Source organism: Rhizobium sp. Leaf306 (genome assembly GCF_001423425.1).
Classification (GTDB): domain Bacteria; phylum Pseudomonadota; class Alphaproteobacteria; order Rhizobiales; family Rhizobiaceae; genus Neorhizobium; species Neorhizobium soli.
Genome location: NZ_LMNX01000002.1, coordinates 37,478 through 52,061, shown reverse-complemented (window position 1 = coordinate 52,061; position 14,584 = coordinate 37,478). Strand labels below are relative to the sequence as shown.

The window sequence follows — 14,584 nt, the reverse complement described above, 5'->3', positions numbered from 1 at the left end:
CGCACCAGCTACGGGGACTATCGCAGAGAGACAGGATCGGCGGGGGCAAGACGTTGATCAGCGACTGCGATAATCGTTTCCATAGGGGGCAACGTTGAGACTTTCCGTACTGATCCGGGGCAACAATTACATCGAGAAGGACCGTTTCGGCCTGCCGATGGATGCGCGCAAGAACATCGACTCGATCATCGAGAACATTGTCGCGCCGGTGCGTGAAAGCAATCCCGATGCGAAAATCTACCTCGCCACCTATGACAGCCCGGCCCTGGCCGAGCTTCAGGATAAGCTTGGACCGTGCGAGCTGATCAAGCTGGATGCGCAGGGCAGCTCGCAGATCGAGACCTACAAGGAAGGCCTCAAGCACGTGTTCGCCCAAGACGAATACGATGCGCTCGCCGTGATCCGCTTCGACCTGCAGTTCAGGAAGAAGATCACGGACTGGAATGTCGATATCAGCCGCGACAGCATCTACTTTCCTTTCAAGGAATACAAATCCTACTGGCGTGACCACTGGCGCGTCGGCGACGCCGTGCATGTGATCGGCAAGAGCGCGATTTCACATTTCTACAATGCCATGATCATGAACCAGCTTTCGGGTCGCGCTCACCTGCATCTGATGTACTATTTCCTGCGCACCATGCACGCAAATCTGCGCTTCATCGAAGACGGCTACTTCGATTCCAACACGCTGTTTGCCAATCCGGAATGCGACAACCCGCTCTACAAGATCTTCAACCGGCCGCGACTGACCACGCCGTCGCCGTCGATGGGCATGCAGCTCGGCGAAATCCAGGCCGAATAGGCGTTTCGACCTTGCCCGCGGTCGGGCGCGGACGCTGGAAATTGACCTGTTTGACAGCTTGGCACCAGCTTCAAGCCTTAAGGTTTCAGGCACTAGATCAACTGCAAACTTTTATTTTGGATACCGCCGCAGATGCTCAATATCGTCGTGCCGATGGCAGGTCATGGAAGCCGCTTTGCAAAAGCCGGCTACACGCTTCCAAAACCACTTCTGCCCGTGCATGACGTCGCGATGATCCGCCTCGTGATCGAGAACCTAAAGCCTTATGTCGAGCATCACTTCATCTTCATCTGCCAGGCATCGCATGTGAGGGACTACGGTCTCGACGCGCATCTGCGCCAGTGGGCGCCGGGTTGCGATATCTATCTGGTCGAAACCGTCACCGAGGGCGCCGCCTGCACCGTGCTTCTGGCGCGCGACGCCATCGACAACGGCAACCCGATGATGATCGCCAACTGCGATCAGTATGTCGATGTCGACATCAACGCCTACCTTGCCGCCGCAGAGGGTCTCGATGGCCTGATCATGACCATGTCCGCCGACGATCCGAAGTGGAGCTTCGTCTCCTTCGGCGACAACGGCTATATCGACAACGTCGTGGAAAAACAGGTGATCTCCAACCACGCCACCGTCGGCATCTACAATTTCCGCAAGGGATCGGACTTCGTTGCCCATGCGGACCGGATGATCGAGCGCGATTTCCGCGTCAACGGCGAGTTCTATGTGGCGCCCGTCTACAATTTCATGATCGAGGACGGCATGAAGATCGGCGCCTATTCGATCGGCTCCGTCGACAAGGGCATGTACGGCCTTGGCGTTCCCGACGACCTCGAAAGCTTCCGCAAGCTGCCGCTGTCGCTGACAGTCACCCAGTCGATCAAGGCGTCAGCATGATCCAGATCCTCAGCCATCGGGGATATTGGAAATCTCCCGAGGAAAAGAACACGGTCGAGGCCTTCGTCCGGTCGTTCTCGCTCGGCTACGGCACCGAGACCGATGTGCGCGACTGCCTCGTTGGCGGCAAGCCGCGGCTGGTCATCTCGCACGACATTCCGAACGGTACCGAAATCTCCTTCGCTTATCTTCTGAGCCTCGCCAGACAGCACGGGTCTCCGACGCTTGCACTTAATATCAAGGCCGACGGGCTGCATGATATGCTGGCCGAGGTGCTGACCGCCGAAGGCTACGACAACTATTTCCTGTTCGACAGCTCGGTTCCGGACCTGATCCAGGGCGTGAAGCGCGGCATGACCTCGTTTACCCGACTGAGCGAATACGAGCGAGTGCCTTCGCTATACAGCGAGCCCGGCATCACCGGCGTCTGGCTGGACAATTTCCTGCCCGGCCGCTGGTATGAAGCGCCGCTGGTTGAAAAGCTGCTGGATGACGGCAAGCTGGTCGCGCTGGTCGCGCCAGACCTGCATCGCCGCCACGACGAATACGAACCTTTCCTGCACTGGCTGGTCTCGTCCGGCCTGCGCGATCGCGAAGGGCTGATGATCTGCACCGATTTTCCCGAGAAAGCCAAGGAACTGCTGCGCGTATAGCGCAAAGTCCGGCGCACGAGGTTTGATGACGATGATTAAGGCTGTAATTTTCGACATGGATGGCGTGCTGATCGATGCCCGCGAATGGCATTACGAAGCGCTCAACCGCGCGCTGGAACTGTTCGGCTTCACCATTCCGCTGCACGAGCACCTGACCACGTTCGACGGCCTGCCGACCCGCACCAAGCTTCAGATGCTGACCTCCACCCGCGGCCTTCCGGAATCCCTGCACGGCTTCGTCAACGAGATGAAGCAGCGCTATACGACCGAGCTGATCCACACAAAATGCAAGCCGGTATTTCGCCAGCAATATGCGCTCGCGCGCCTGCGTGGCGAAGGCTACCGTCTCGGCGTCGCCTCGAACTCCATCCGCAGCACCGTCAACCTGATGATGGCAAAGGCCGGCCTCGAGGACTACCTGGAGTTCCAGCTCAGCAACGAAGACGTGAGCGTCGGCAAGCCCAGCCCGGAAATCTACCTGAAGGCCATCGGCATCCTTGGCCTCTCACCCGAAGAATGCCTGATCGTCGAGGACAACGACCACGGAATCCGGGCAGCGCGCGCTTCCGGTGCCCATGTCATGGTCGTCAATGATGTGTCCGAGGTGAACTATCAGTCGATCTGCAAGTCTATCGACAAGCTGCAGGCATCGTTCGAGCTTCCGGCATTGCAGGTGGTCGCATGAACATCCTGATCCTGATGGCGGGCGAGCCCCGCATCCTTTCCGCAGACAGCTTCCCGACGCCGCTGGTCGAGGTGGACGGCATGCCGCTGGTGCAGCGCCTGCTCGAACAATGCGCGCGGATCACCGGCCACCGGGTGATCATCGCGATGCAGGAAAAGGAACTGCGCCGCTACCATCTCGACGACGTCGTCCGCCTGATCGATCCGACCGCCGAGATCGTTGCCGTCAAGGACAAGACCCAGGGTGCGGCCTGCACCGCACTGCTTGCCGCCGGCAGCATCGACAATGACACCCCGCTTCTGATCCTCAACGGCGACGAATTCCTGACCGTTCCGATGGAAACCATCATCGCCGATTTCAGCCGGCGCCAGCTCGATGGCGGCACCGTCACCTTCCGGTCGGTCCACCCGCGCTATTCGTTCGTCCGGCTCGACGAGCGCCAGATGGTGGTCGAGGCGGCCGAAAAGCACCCGATCAGCGACAATGCGACGGCGGGCTTTTACTACTTCCGCAAAGGGTCCGATTTCGTCAAGGCAGCCAAGGCCGCGATCCGCAAGGACGCCCGGCACAACGACATGTTCTATGTCTGTCCGGTCTATAACGAGCTCGTTCTCGAGGACAAGAAGATCGGCGTCTACCCGATCGACGCGAAGGACTATCATCCGATCAAATCGGACCGCCAGCTGAGCGAACTGTCGATCTGAGAGGGCAAGATGAGCGAAACCTCCTATAATCTCGACGACATGATCGGCGGCTGGTTCGTCGGCGATTTCGATCCGAGCGTCGTCAAGACCGACGCGTTCGAAGTGGGCGTCAAGAGCTACAAGGCGGGCGATCGCGATGCCCGCCACTACCACAAGATCGCCCGGGAAATCACGCTCGTCGTCTCCGGCCGTGTCCGCATGCTGGACAGGGAATGGGGCGAAGGCAGCCTGATCGTCATCGAGCCCGGCACGGTCAACGCGTTCGAAGCGCTGACGGACGCGACGCTGACGGTGGTGAAGATACCGAGCGCGAAGAACGACAAGTATCTCGTCGACTGACGTAGAACCCCCACCTCTCAGCAAACGAAATCAGTGGGTTAAGGCAACCTATTGAACGGATCCATGCGCGCCGGGCCGGGATACTGCTTGCAAAGCCTTGACGGACGGCTCTGCGTTCGCGACGATCTCCATCCCGCTAAACCACAGCGAAACGCTGGCACGAGCCCTCAAAGCTCAGCCGCAAATCATTCGATCGGAGACATTCATGGCCGAACTCTCAACCCAGGCGTTCAATCCCGAGACGCTGGCCGAGAGCCTGATCACGCTGCGCAAGGAAGGCCGCAAGGCGCCGTCCGCAAGCTTTGCCCTGCCCCAGGATCTGAGCGCCGGCATGGCGGCACAGAACGCCGTGGCACAGAGGATCGGCGCCAGCGCGAAGATGATCAAAGTCGCGATGTCGACGGACAAGCAGCCGGTGATCGCGCCGCTGTTCCCTTACGTGGAGACGACCAGCGAAGCGAAGCTTCCATATTCCCCCGGCACACGATTTGAAGTCGAGATCGCCGTCAAGCTCGGCGCGGATCTGCCGGTAAGATCCGAAGCCTATACAAGGGCGGAAGTGCTGGACGCGGTGGCGGATGCCTATCTCGGCTCGGAACTGCTTGTCACCGCAGTCGAGGAAGGTGGCAGCGTCTCCTTCCCTCTCTACCTCGCCGACCGCATCGGCAATGGCGGCTTTGCGCTCGGCCCGAAGGTCCCGAAGACGCTGATCGACACGGTTGGCGGGCTTGTCCTCAAGGTCACCCACGACAGCAGCCCGGTCTATGACGGACCAGTGGCCCATCCGGTCGGAGACGTGCTCGCCTGGCTGGTCGCCTATGCCAATGACGCCACACGCCCGGCCACATCCCTCACCTCAGGCACGGCGGTCACGACAGGCGCGCTTTCGGGCGCAATGCCGCTGCCGGGCGCCGGACGCGTCGTCGTGGAACTCGAAGGCGGCTATCAGATGAGCGTCCTGCTCTCGGCCTAACCGGAAATCGGCAGCACGCGACCCCAAGGCTCGCGTGCTGCCTTCACGACGTGAGGATTACGGGCAGGTGTTGACCGGTGCTGCCTTGACGATCGGGAAGCAGCCCTTCCACTGTTCGGTGCGGGCCGGCCATGGCGTCAGCGTCTTCGGGCTTTCCTCGAGCTGAAGCACGCCGAGCGCCTGCAGATCCTTCACCCTTCCGTCGAGATATTCCTTGATCACCGAAATCTTGCCGTCCTTCACATGCGCGATCCAGACATCGTTGACGACCTGACGGTTGCCGCGCTGAAACGTGCGGAACTGCAGCTCGACCGCGATGCGGCCGGTCGTCGTATCGATAAAGAACGCGTCCTCCGGAAGGTAGATGCTCGTATCCTTGGCCGCCTTGCAGAAGGCGTCGAGGTCGGCCAGCATCTTGTCGCGACCGGTGATGCTGCTGGTCGGGTAGGAGAACGCCACGTCCTCCGTAACGGCATTCGTCATCAGTTCGCGATTGCAGGACGCCCAGGCGGAGGCGAGGTCGAAGACCAGGTTCTCCATGGCGGCACGCGCGGGATCGGTGGACGGCGTGCCCGCGAAGGTGACACCGGGACGGATGTCCGCGGCTTGAGCCGAGCCGACGGAGGCGACGAAGAGAGCGGCGGAGAGAGTTTTGAGCACGAAGCTGCGAAGATGGAAGGTCATTACGAGTTCCCCGGTTTGTTCGTTTATCGAACTTGTGTTCGGATATGAGTAGAAAAGCGCAAATTCTGGTGCAGTGCAATATCACCGTGTCGAGATCTTGCTGATTTCCATCAAGACGATCCGAGCGCCGCATCTGCGACATTGCGCATCAGGCAGGCCGTGGTGACCGGACCGACGCCATCCGGCACATGCGTCACCGTGACGTTGCGCCCAGCAACCGCGTCGAGATCGACATCGCCGACAAGTCCGCCCGGACCGCGATTGATCGAGACATCGAGAACGATCGCACCATCGCGAAGATGCTCCGACCCGATCAGCCCGGCAACGCCCGCGGCGGTGACGACGATATCGGCGCGTCGGGTATGAGCCGCCAGATCCCGTGTCGCCGCATGCGCAATCGTGACGGTCGCCTCCGCGTCAAGCAGCATATTTGCGAGAGGTCGACCGACGATCCGCGATGCTCCGACCAGCACGATCTCGCGTCCCCTGAGCGAACCGGCCAGCGCCTCCGCCATCAGGAAACAAGCCTTCGCCGTCGCCGGCGGGCGGGTCACGACGCCAAGCGCTAGATCACCGGCATTGAGGGGATGCAGCCCGTCCACGTCCTTGTCCGGCCCGATTAGAAGCGCGGCGGTGCGCGAATCCATGCCCGCCGGCAACGGATAGAGCGTAGCGACCGCGTCGATCTCGTCCCGAACAGCTAGTTCCTCCAGCCGCGCCATGAGCTTGCCGCCGTCTGATGGATAGGCTTCGAGCTGCAGCTCTATGCCGACTTCCTGCGCGCTGGCCTGCTGGCGACGCGCATAAGCGGCCATGCCAGGGTTGCCATCATCGAGCAGCACGACGCAGCGAACCGTCCGACCACTTGCCGAAATGCGCCGCCGTGTTTCGGCATTGATCCCGGCTGCAATTTCGAATCCGGTGACGATCTCAAGCATTTGACTTCCCTAGAGTGTGGAGGCTATCTGCCCGGCGCAGATTTTCAGCCTTGCCGCCATCTCCGCCAGCGCCGCCTCATCATACTGTCCATGCTCGAAGATGATCGACACGGCACCGACGACCTCGCCGATGCCGGGATGAAACACGGGGGCGGCCAGCGATGCGACGCCGCTGACATATTCGCTGTCGGTCAGCGCATAGCCGCGCTCGCGGATCTGTTTCAGGGCGTCCTCCAGACGATCCCGGTGGGTCTCGGTCTGGTCGGTATGGGCAGAGTAGGCGGCACTGTCGAGGATCGCATCCAGCCGGACGGTATCGAGGAATGCGAGGATCGCCCGCCCCGAAGCCGTCGGCAGCAACGGCACCCGCGTGCCTGTCGTGACCCGGTTGAGCGTGAATTTCGACGGTAGGAAAGCATGGGCGACATAAACGGCATCCGTCTCGTCCAGCATCGCATAAGACACGGACTCGCCGACTTCCTGCGCCGCATTGCGCAGCACCGGCTGGATGATCTGCGGAATGCCCCGGCCCTCGATAAAACCCTGGCTCAGCCGCAGCACATGGGGGGTCAGCTCATAGCGGCCGCGATCGCAGGCGAGATAGCCAAGCTGCTCCAGCGTCCGCACCAGCCGCCGTGCAACGGCGCGGTTGAGCTGGACCTTGTCGGCAATCTCGCTGATCGTGATGGCGCGATCCTTTGCGTCGAAGGCAAGCAGGACGGCCAGCCCCTTGGCGAAGGTCAGCGAGACTTCCTTATCGTTTTCATCCAGCACCGGCGCTCCTTCCAGATCAGAGCGCCAGCCCCGATCTGCCTATCTTTTCCGCACCGCAACATTTTTCACCTTGACGAACCGGCGACTTCCGTTACGATTTAGCGAACAATTGCTCGATAAGCGAACAGACCATGTCGTTTCAGTTTTGGCAAGACCTCAGGACCACCGATTTCGCAGCCATCGACAAAGGTCGCGCTGTCGCGGTCCTGCCTGTCGGCGCAACGGAGCAGCACGGCCCGCACCTGCCGCTGGCCACTGACAGCATCCTTGCCGAACGCATGGCGATCGAGGCGGCACAGCGTGTCGAGAATGCAGCCGTCTACATACTTCCGACCATCGCTTACGCCAAATCCGACGAGCACCTGTCCTTTCCCGGAACGCTGACGCTCGATGCCGCAACGCTTCTGGCAACCCTCACCCAGATCGGCCACAGCGTTGCCCGCGCCGGCTTCCGCAAGCTGGTGTTTCTGAATGCCCATGGCGGCAACGTTCCGGTTCTCCAGATCGCCGCGAGAAGCCTCCGGCTGGAAACGGAGCTGTTCGTGGTGTCGGCAGGATGGATCTCGATGGGCTTTCCGCCGGGCCTCGTCTCGGCGCTCGAACAGCGCGACGGCATCCATGGCGGACTGGTCGAAACCGCGGCCATGCTGCATTTCCGGCCGGATCTGGTCGACATGAACGAAGCCCGCAATTTCGTGCCGGCCTCGGCAGCCGTCGCCGAGAACAACGACGTCCTTCGCCTGCTCGGCCCGATCAGCGTCGGCTGGGTCGCGGAGGATCTGCACCCGGCAGGAGTCGCCGGCGATGCCGCATCCGCAACGCCTGAGATCGGCGCCGCCATCGTTGCCCATGCGGCAACCCGTTACGCTAAACTTCTGGACGAGGTCGCAGCGCATCCGGGCATGGCTGCCATCGGGACGCAACCGATATGAGCGCCGTTCTGCCGCCCTTCGGCGTCGCCCCGCTCACCATCCGCAATCTTCGCGCACCCGCAGCGCTGGTCGATGGCCTTCCCCATCACGCAGCAGACAGCCGCAGCGGCCTCGTCACCTTCGACGTCACGATCCGCGACGGTCGTTTCCATGCGCCAACCTCAAGCGAGCGCGAGTGGGATGCGCAGGGACGCCTCGCTTTGCCCGGCTTCATCGACATGCACGTCCATCTCGACAAGGCTTTCACTTCCGAGCGAACCGGCTTTTCCGACAACGGCCTTGCCTCGGCGGTCGAGCTGGCGATGGCCGACGCGCCCAACCGGACGGTGGAGGATATCGTGGCGCGCATGGACCGCGCACTCGTGAGGACCGAACAGCATGGCACGGTCGCGTTACGCACCCATCTCGATACGTTCGAGGAACCCGACACCAGCCCCGCCTGGATCGCCTTTGGCGAAATCCAGTCCGCCTGGAAGCACCGGCTGACCCTGCAGGCTGTGGCCCTGATGGCATTGTTTCGGGTGGAGCACGACGATTTCGATCGACGCTGCGCGCAAATCGCGAAGCGCGACGGCGTGCTCGGCGCCTTTATCGGACCGGGCAGCGCCACGCCGGAGCGGATCGACAGGCTGTTTCTGGCAGCCGCAAGACACGGGCTCGACCTCGATCTTCACGTGGACGAAACGACGGACGCATCCGCTGACGGCCTTTCGCTCGTCGTCGAAACGGCCCTGCGGCACAAGTTTGCCGGACGCATCGTCGCCGGACATTGTTGCGCGCTTGCCCAAAAGCACGAACCCGAAGCGCAGGCCCTGATCGCCGGCATTGCCGAAGCCGGCATCCATGTCGTCGCGCTGCCGCTCACCAACGGCTTCCTGCAGGACCGCAAAACCGGCCGCACGCCGCGTCTGCGCGGCCTTGCGCCGGTCACCGAACTGCGCGCCGCCGGCGTCAACGTCGCCTTCGCGTCGGACAATGTGCAGGACGCATTCTACCCCTACGGCGATTTCGACATGCTGGATGTGATGCGCCAGGCGCAGTTCCTCGGCCAGCTCGAGGGCAATCCCGCCGACTGGGCCACCGCCTACCATGCGGGAGCGGCAGCAGCCATGGGTCTCGAAAACGCTGGCATGATACGCGCCGGCGGACCGGCGGATGCCATCCTCTTCGAAGCGACCGGCTGGACCGACCTCTTCTCCCGCACCAACACCGCCCGCACTGTTTTGCGCAACGGCAAGCCCTTCGGTGCTGCCACTGCCGAGGCAGTCCGGATCGAACGGAGGCGCGCGTGAGTGCAGATCTGGAAGCCTGCCGGGCAGCTCTCGCCCGGTTCGACATCGACGACAATCCGCGCACGGTGCAGCAGAAAAGCCGGGACTTCTACTGGTACAGCCCGGTCCTGAAGGATCTTTTGCAAGACGTCTGCGGCGATCTGGTGGTTGCTCCCCGCAGCGAAGCCGAGGTGATCGAGATCCTTTCGATCTGCCACCGCTGCAACGTGCCGGTTACCGTGAGAGGCGCCGGCACCGGCAACTACGGCCAGTCCATGCCGCTACAGGGCGGCGTCGTCCTCCATATGAAACACATGAACGGGGTCGTTCGCATCGGCAACGATCATCTCGTTGCCCAAGCCGGCGCCGTCATCGCAGATCTTGAACAGGCGGCGCGTGAAAAGGGCCTGGAAATCCGCCTGTTTCCGTCCACCACGGCAACTGCGACGCTCGGCGGTTTCATCGCCGGCGGATCGAGCGGTGTCGGCGCCATCCGCTGGGGCGGCCTGCGCAATCCCGCCAATATCCGCCGCCTGCGTCTCGTGACGATGGAGGCAGAGCCCCGCGTCATCGACCTTGTCGGCGACGACATTGCCAAGGCGGCACACGCCTACGGCGTCAACGGCGTCATCACCGAGATCGAGATCCCGGTCGACCCGGCCGGAGACTGGGTCGACGTGCTGATCGGCGCACCCGATTTTGCCTCCGCGAACCGTCTTGCCTTTCGTCTCGGTGAGGATGACGCGATCAGCCTGCGTATGCTCTCTACCTTCGAAAGCGCCATTCCCGATCGGTATTTCACCCGGCACGCGCCTTTTTTGCAATCCGGCGAGGCCCTGATTGCGGTCATGGTTGCAAGGCAGGATCTCGATACGCTAGTGACCGCAGTCGACGATACCGCCGGCGCCGTCATCCGCTTCCGCGCCGACCGGGATGGTGCCGGCATGCGCCTGCCGCCAGCCTATGAGCTCGCCTGGAACCACACGACGCTTCGGGCGATCAAGATCGATCCGTCGATCACCTACCTGCAGATGATGCTGCCGCAGGACGATCTCTATGGCGCGATCGACCGCATCGCCGAGACATTCGGCGACGAGCTGATCCTGCATTTCGAATTCACCCGGTTTTCCGGCAAGGTCGCCGCCGTCGCCATGCCGCTGCTGCGATACGAGAGCACTGAGCGGCTCGAAGAGGTGGTCGAGATCCTGGAAACACGGCTGAGCGTCACGGTGTTCAACCCGCACCGGGTAACGCTCGAAGAAGGCGGCATGAAACGCACAGATCCGGCCCAGCTCGAATTCAAGCGCCACACGGATCCGAAGGGCCTGCTCAACCCCGGCAAGATGATCGCCTGGACGCATCCTGACTGGGTCCCCGCTCCCGGCCGCATCTTCCTTTTCAACCGATAACGAGAATTTTGGACCGATGAAGGTACATGTCATTTACGCCCACCCGCTGAAGGAAAGCCTCGCCTCGCGTCTGCACGATACGGTCGTCGCGAGCCTGCTCAAGGCCGGGCATACGGTGGACGATCTGGATCTTTACGCCGAAGGGTTCGATCCGGTTCTGTCGGCGGAGGATCGGCGCGATTATCACGACCTTTCCATCAATCGCAGCCGCGTCGCGCCCTATGTCGACCGGCTGATGTCCAGCGATGCGCTGGTTCTTTGCCATCCCGTGTGGAATTTCGGCTGGCCGGCGATCCTCAAGGGCTATTTCGACCGGGTGTTTCTGCCCGACGTGTCGTTCAAGCTGCAGGACGGGCAGCTTTCGCCGGGCCTCACCAATATCCGCAAGCTCGCGACCGTCACCACCTACGGCTCGAAACGCTGGCGTGCGATGGTTCTCGGCGATCCACCACGCCGCAACGCCACCCGCTTCCTGCGCGTCGTCTGCAATCCGCGGGTCAAGGTGAAATATCACGCGCTCTACGATATCAACAACGTCACCAATGAGCGCACGGAGGCCTTCATCGAGCAGGTCCGCACGTCCATGCTGCGGTTTTGAGATGAGAAAAGGGGATTTGTCATGACGGGATCGCCGACAGTCAACGCCGCCGATATTGGTGCACGTCCCCACCCGCCCCTGCCCGGCGGCAATGCCGTGGTGTTCGAAAAGGTCTCGATGACGTTCCCGGATGGAACGGAAGCGCTCTCCGATGTCGACCTTGCCATCGGACATGGCGAGTTCGTGTCGATCGTCGGCCCGTCCGGCTGCGGAAAATCGACGCTGCTGCGGATCGCGAGCGGCCTGTCGAGCCACAGTTCCGGCGATGTCTGGGTCGATCGGCAGCAGCTCGGCTATACGTTCCAGGATGCGACCCTGCTGCCATGGCGGCGAGTGCAGGGTAATGTCGAACTGCTGATGGAGCTGCGCGGTTACCCGGCCGCGAAGCGCCGCGAAATCGCCAAGGAAAAGATCGAGCTCGTCGGCCTTTCCGGCTTCGAGGCCCATTTTCCGCGAAGGCTTTCCGGCGGCATGCGGATGCGCGCCTCGCTGGCGCGGTCCTTGGCGCTCAATCCCAATGTCTTCATGTTCGACGAACCGTTCGGCGCGCTCGACGAGATCACCCGCGAACGGCTGAACGACGAGGTGATCGACCTTCATTGCCGCGAAGGTTTCACCGGCATCTTCGTCACCCACTCCATTCCCGAGGCCGTCTACATGTCGAGCAAGGTCGTGGTGATGTCGCGCCGGCCCGGCCGCATCATCGATACGCTCGACATCGGCTTTCCCTTCCCGCGCCAGCCGGACCTGCGTTACGAGCCGGAATTCTCGAAACTGTGCGGAGCGGTATCGCGTGCCCTTCGCCATGCCATAGAGGCCTGAGCGCCATGTCGGATCCTATTGTCGCCGCTTACAAATCGACGCCGCTGAAGGCGCAGGTCGAGCGCTACAGCCCCGTCCCGCTTGCACCGGCACCAAGCGTCGGCCGCCGCCTCGTCTTAAGCTTCGCACCGCCTCTCATCCTCGGCATCCTGATCGTCGCAGCCTACGCCCTGATCCGGGCCGACCTTCCAGCGCATCGCCAGTTCCTGATGCCGAGTGCGGAGGGCCTGTGGAGCCAGGCATTCGGCATTGCAGCCTTCCGCTCTGAGCTGCTGATGCGGGCGCTGACCACGATCTCCATCGCCATCACGGGACTTGCGGTGTCGATTCCCGTCGGCATCATGCTCGGCATCGTCATGTTCCGCGTCTATGCGCTGGAAAAAGCAGTCTTCCCCTATCTCGTGGCGCTGCAGTCGATCCCGATCATGGCGATAATTCCGCTGATCCAGAGCGCCCTCGGCTTCGGCTTTCTGCCCAAGGTGCTGATCGTCGCGCTGTTCACCTTCTTCGCCATTCCGACGACGCTGCTGCTCGGCCTCAAAAGCGTCGACCGCAACATTCTCGAACTGTTCAAGCTGCAGAATGCCTCCTGGTGGGTGATGCTGCGCAAGGCCGCGCTGCCGTCTGCCGCGCCGACGCTGTTTGCGGGCCTGCGGATTTCCGGCAGCCTCGCCGTCATCGCCGCGATCGTGTCGGAACTGTTCTTCCTGTCCGGCAAGGGAGGCCTTGGTCAGCTGCTGATGAACGCCAAGATCGATTTCAAATACGAGCAGATGTATGCCGCGCTGATCGTCGCCTCTGCCCTGTCGATCACCGTCTACTTGTCCTTCAACTGGCTCGGGAACCGGCTGTTTGCGCATTGGCACGAATCGAGCGACAGGCAACGCTGACATCGCTGTTGAACTGACCTAGAAAAAGCAATCAGGGGAACAAAAATGACAAATAAACTGACTGCCACACTGACCACCGCAGTGGTGATCGCCACGTTCGCAACGGCCTTGTCTACAAATGGCGCGACCGCCGGCGAGTTCGCCAAGAGCCGCTACAAGACGCCGCTCGCCGATGTCTGCCCCAGCCCGTTCATCATCCAGAAAGACTGGCTGGCCCAGGCCGAGCAAGGTCCGCTCTATCAGCTGATCGGCTCGGGCGGGGAGATGACGTCCGGCCAATATACCGGTCCCCTCGGCTCGACCGGCATCGAGCTGACCATCCTCGAAGGTGGCGGCGGGCTTGGCATGGGCGATGGCGAGACCGCCTATTCGGCGCTCTACATGGGCAATTCCAAGGCCGGCGTCACACCGCATCTCGGCTATCAGGAACTGGACAACGCCTTTATCTTCTCCAAGCGCTTCCCCGTGGTCGGCGTCATGGCACCGCTCGACATCGCCCCGACGGTTCTCCTGTGGGACAAGGCCACCTATCCTGACGGCTTCAAGTCGATCGCCGATCTCAAGACCTTTGCAGAGAGCGGCAAGGGCAAGATCTACGTCTCGACCACCAAGCGCACCTTCGGTCTCTACCTCGTCGAGCAGGGCATTCCCGCGGATGTGTTCGTCGAGGGCTATCGCGGCGACGGCGAGAATTTCCTCACCAACAACGGCACGTGGCTGAACCAGGGTTTTGTCACCAGCGAAGTCTACAAGTTCGAGCACGGCAACAACTGGGGCAAGCCGATCGGCTACCTCAACATGAACGACCTCGGCTATCGCAACTACACCGGCATGCTCTCCGTCGCCACAGCGAGGATGGAAGAGCTCGCACCGTGCCTGGCAAAGCTCGTTCCGCTTCTGCAGCAGGCGACCGCCGACTATGCCAAGGTTCCGGCCGAGGCGAACAAGGTGATCGCCGACTTCAACACCGCAGGCCACGCGGCCAGCTGGTGGAAAACCGCGCCCGAACTGATGGCCTATGCCGCAAGGACGATGGTCGAGACCGGCATTATCGGCAACGGCCCCAACGCGACGATCGGCGATTTCGACATGGACCGCGTCGCCGAGATGCTGAAACTGGTGAAGCCCCGTTTCGACGAGCGCGCCGATCCGGATGTGAAGCCGGATCAGGTCGTGACCAACCGCTTCATCGATCCCTCGATCGGCCTGAAATGAG

Annotated in this window: 17 protein-coding genes; 14 read left to right on the top strand and 3 right to left on the bottom strand. The window is 61.9% G+C overall.

The window, feature by feature from the left end; translation table 11 throughout:
• Positions 1-94 precede the first annotated feature (94 nt).
• The 7 genes from ASG19_RS08070 to ASG19_RS08040 all read left to right on the top strand — a co-directional run bounded on the left by ASG19_RS08070 (position 95) and on the right by ASG19_RS08040 (position 5,050).
• Positions 95-802, top strand: a complete 708-nt coding sequence (locus ASG19_RS08070) for a hypothetical protein (RefSeq protein WP_062455117.1) — start codon at positions 95-97, stop codon at positions 800-802.
• A 132-nt stretch (positions 803-934) separates the two neighbouring features.
• Positions 935-1,696 (top strand): glycosyltransferase family 2 protein, encoded by a 762-nt coding sequence (locus ASG19_RS08065; RefSeq protein WP_062455115.1) that lies wholly within the window; start codon positions 935-937, stop codon positions 1,694-1,696.
• On the top strand, positions 1,693-2,349 hold the full coding sequence (locus tag ASG19_RS08060; protein WP_062455113.1) for a hypothetical protein: 657 nt from the start codon (positions 1,693-1,695) through the stop codon (positions 2,347-2,349). The genes ASG19_RS08065 and ASG19_RS08060 overlap by 4 nt, the downstream gene beginning before the upstream one ends.
• Positions 2,350-2,374: 25 nt before the next feature.
• Complete coding sequence (locus ASG19_RS08055) at positions 2,375-3,034, top strand: HAD family phosphatase (RefSeq protein WP_244476121.1); 660 nt, start codon at positions 2,375-2,377, stop codon at positions 3,032-3,034.
• Positions 3,031-3,738: a glycosyltransferase family 2 protein gene (locus ASG19_RS08050; RefSeq protein WP_062455111.1), complete on the top strand. Its 708-nt coding sequence runs from the start codon at positions 3,031-3,033 to the stop codon at positions 3,736-3,738. Before ASG19_RS08055 ends, ASG19_RS08050 begins: the two co-directional genes overlap by 4 nt.
• A 9-nt stretch (positions 3,739-3,747) precedes the next feature.
• A complete protein-coding gene (locus tag ASG19_RS08045; RefSeq protein ID WP_062455109.1) occupies positions 3,748-4,077 on the top strand; it encodes a hypothetical protein in 330 nt (109 codons plus the stop codon).
• 205 nt (positions 4,078-4,282) lie between these two features.
• Positions 4,283-5,050, top strand: coding sequence for a hypothetical protein (locus tag ASG19_RS08040; RefSeq protein ID WP_062455107.1), 768 nt, complete (start codon positions 4,283-4,285; stop codon positions 5,048-5,050).
• A 57-nt stretch (positions 5,051-5,107) separates the two neighbouring features.
• On the opposite strand, the gene ASG19_RS08035 is transcribed toward ASG19_RS08040, so the two are convergent.
• The 3 genes from ASG19_RS08035 to ASG19_RS08025 form a co-directional block, all read right to left on the bottom strand.
• Positions 5,108-5,734 (bottom strand): nuclear transport factor 2 family protein, encoded by a 627-nt coding sequence (locus ASG19_RS08035; RefSeq protein WP_156466455.1) that lies wholly within the window; start codon positions 5,732-5,734, stop codon positions 5,108-5,110.
• A gap of 110 nt (positions 5,735-5,844) precedes the next feature.
• A complete protein-coding gene (locus ASG19_RS08030) occupies positions 5,845-6,672 on the bottom strand; it encodes a bifunctional 5,10-methylenetetrahydrofolate dehydrogenase/5,10-methenyltetrahydrofolate cyclohydrolase (RefSeq protein WP_062455105.1) in 828 nt (275 codons plus the stop codon).
• 9 nt (positions 6,673-6,681) lie between these two features.
• Entirely contained in the window at positions 6,682-7,446 is a 765-nt protein-coding gene (locus ASG19_RS08025; protein WP_062455103.1) for an IclR family transcriptional regulator, read from the bottom strand.
• A 131-nt stretch (positions 7,447-7,577) separates the two neighbouring features.
• Between ASG19_RS08025 and ASG19_RS08020 the strand changes: the two genes are divergently transcribed.
• Genes ASG19_RS08020 through ASG19_RS07990 form a run of 7 tightly spaced genes read left to right on the top strand, consistent with a single transcriptional unit; the run spans position 7,578 to position 14,583 of the window.
• Positions 7,578-8,378: a creatininase family protein gene (locus tag ASG19_RS08020; protein WP_062455102.1), complete on the top strand. Its 801-nt coding sequence runs from the start codon at positions 7,578-7,580 to the stop codon at positions 8,376-8,378.
• Positions 8,375-9,670: an amidohydrolase family protein gene (locus tag ASG19_RS08015; protein ID WP_062455100.1), complete on the top strand. Its 1,296-nt coding sequence runs from the start codon at positions 8,375-8,377 to the stop codon at positions 9,668-9,670. Before ASG19_RS08020 ends, ASG19_RS08015 begins: the two co-directional genes overlap by 4 nt.
• On the top strand, positions 9,667-11,058 hold the full coding sequence (locus tag ASG19_RS08010; protein WP_062455098.1) for an FAD-binding oxidoreductase: 1,392 nt from the start codon (positions 9,667-9,669) through the stop codon (positions 11,056-11,058). Before ASG19_RS08015 ends, ASG19_RS08010 begins: the two co-directional genes overlap by 4 nt.
• Positions 11,059-11,074: 16 nt before the next feature.
• Positions 11,075-11,656, top strand: a complete 582-nt coding sequence (locus ASG19_RS08005; protein WP_062455096.1) for an NAD(P)H-dependent oxidoreductase — start codon at positions 11,075-11,077, stop codon at positions 11,654-11,656.
• 21 nt (positions 11,657-11,677) lie between these two features.
• Positions 11,678-12,478, top strand: a complete 801-nt coding sequence (locus tag ASG19_RS08000) for an ABC transporter ATP-binding protein (protein ID WP_200933890.1) — start codon at positions 11,678-11,680, stop codon at positions 12,476-12,478.
• Positions 12,479-12,483: 5 nt separating this feature from the next.
• Positions 12,484-13,368 carry an ABC transporter permease subunit gene (locus tag ASG19_RS07995; protein ID WP_062455094.1) on the top strand — a complete coding sequence of 295 codons (885 nt, stop codon included), beginning with the start codon at positions 12,484-12,486 and terminating at the stop codon, positions 13,366-13,368.
• Between the two features lie 45 nt (positions 13,369-13,413).
• Positions 13,414-14,583 carry a hypothetical protein gene (locus ASG19_RS07990; RefSeq protein ID WP_200933889.1) on the top strand — a complete coding sequence of 390 codons (1,170 nt, stop codon included), beginning with the start codon at positions 13,414-13,416 and terminating at the stop codon, positions 14,581-14,583.
• Position 14,584: the final 1 nt, after the last annotated feature.

Excerpts from the sequence above, each read along its gene's own strand:
- ASG19_RS08015 (WP_062455100.1), top strand. The coding sequence starts at position 8,375 with ATGAGCGCCGTTCTGCCGCCCTTCGGCGTCGCCCCGCTCACCATCCGC.
- ASG19_RS08040 (WP_062455107.1), top strand. The coding sequence starts at position 4,283 with ATGGCCGAACTCTCAACCCAGGCGTTCAATCCCGAGACGCTGGCCGAG.
- ASG19_RS07995 (WP_062455094.1), top strand. The coding sequence starts at position 12,484 with ATGTCGGATCCTATTGTCGCCGCTTACAAATCGACGCCGCTGAAGGCG.
- ASG19_RS08000 (WP_200933890.1), top strand. The coding sequence starts at position 11,678 with ATGACGGGATCGCCGACAGTCAACGCCGCCGATATTGGTGCACGTCCC.
- ASG19_RS08055 (WP_244476121.1), top strand. The coding sequence starts at position 2,375 with ATGACGATGATTAAGGCTGTAATTTTCGACATGGATGGCGTGCTGATC.
- ASG19_RS08060 (WP_062455113.1), top strand. The coding sequence starts at position 1,693 with ATGATCCAGATCCTCAGCCATCGGGGATATTGGAAATCTCCCGAGGAA.
- ASG19_RS08030 (WP_062455105.1), bottom strand. The coding sequence starts at position 6,672 with ATGCTTGAGATCGTCACCGGATTCGAAATTGCAGCCGGGATCAATGCC.
- ASG19_RS08035 (WP_156466455.1), bottom strand. The coding sequence starts at position 5,734 with ATGACCTTCCATCTTCGCAGCTTCGTGCTCAAAACTCTCTCCGCCGCT.
- ASG19_RS08065 (WP_062455115.1), top strand. The coding sequence starts at position 935 with ATGCTCAATATCGTCGTGCCGATGGCAGGTCATGGAAGCCGCTTTGCA.
- ASG19_RS08020 (WP_062455102.1), top strand. The coding sequence starts at position 7,578 with ATGTCGTTTCAGTTTTGGCAAGACCTCAGGACCACCGATTTCGCAGCC.
- ASG19_RS08045 (WP_062455109.1), top strand. The coding sequence starts at position 3,748 with ATGAGCGAAACCTCCTATAATCTCGACGACATGATCGGCGGCTGGTTC.
- ASG19_RS07990 (WP_200933889.1), top strand. The coding sequence starts at position 13,414 with ATGACAAATAAACTGACTGCCACACTGACCACCGCAGTGGTGATCGCC.
- ASG19_RS08005 (WP_062455096.1), top strand. The coding sequence starts at position 11,075 with ATGAAGGTACATGTCATTTACGCCCACCCGCTGAAGGAAAGCCTCGCC.
- ASG19_RS08050 (WP_062455111.1), top strand. The coding sequence starts at position 3,031 with ATGAACATCCTGATCCTGATGGCGGGCGAGCCCCGCATCCTTTCCGCA.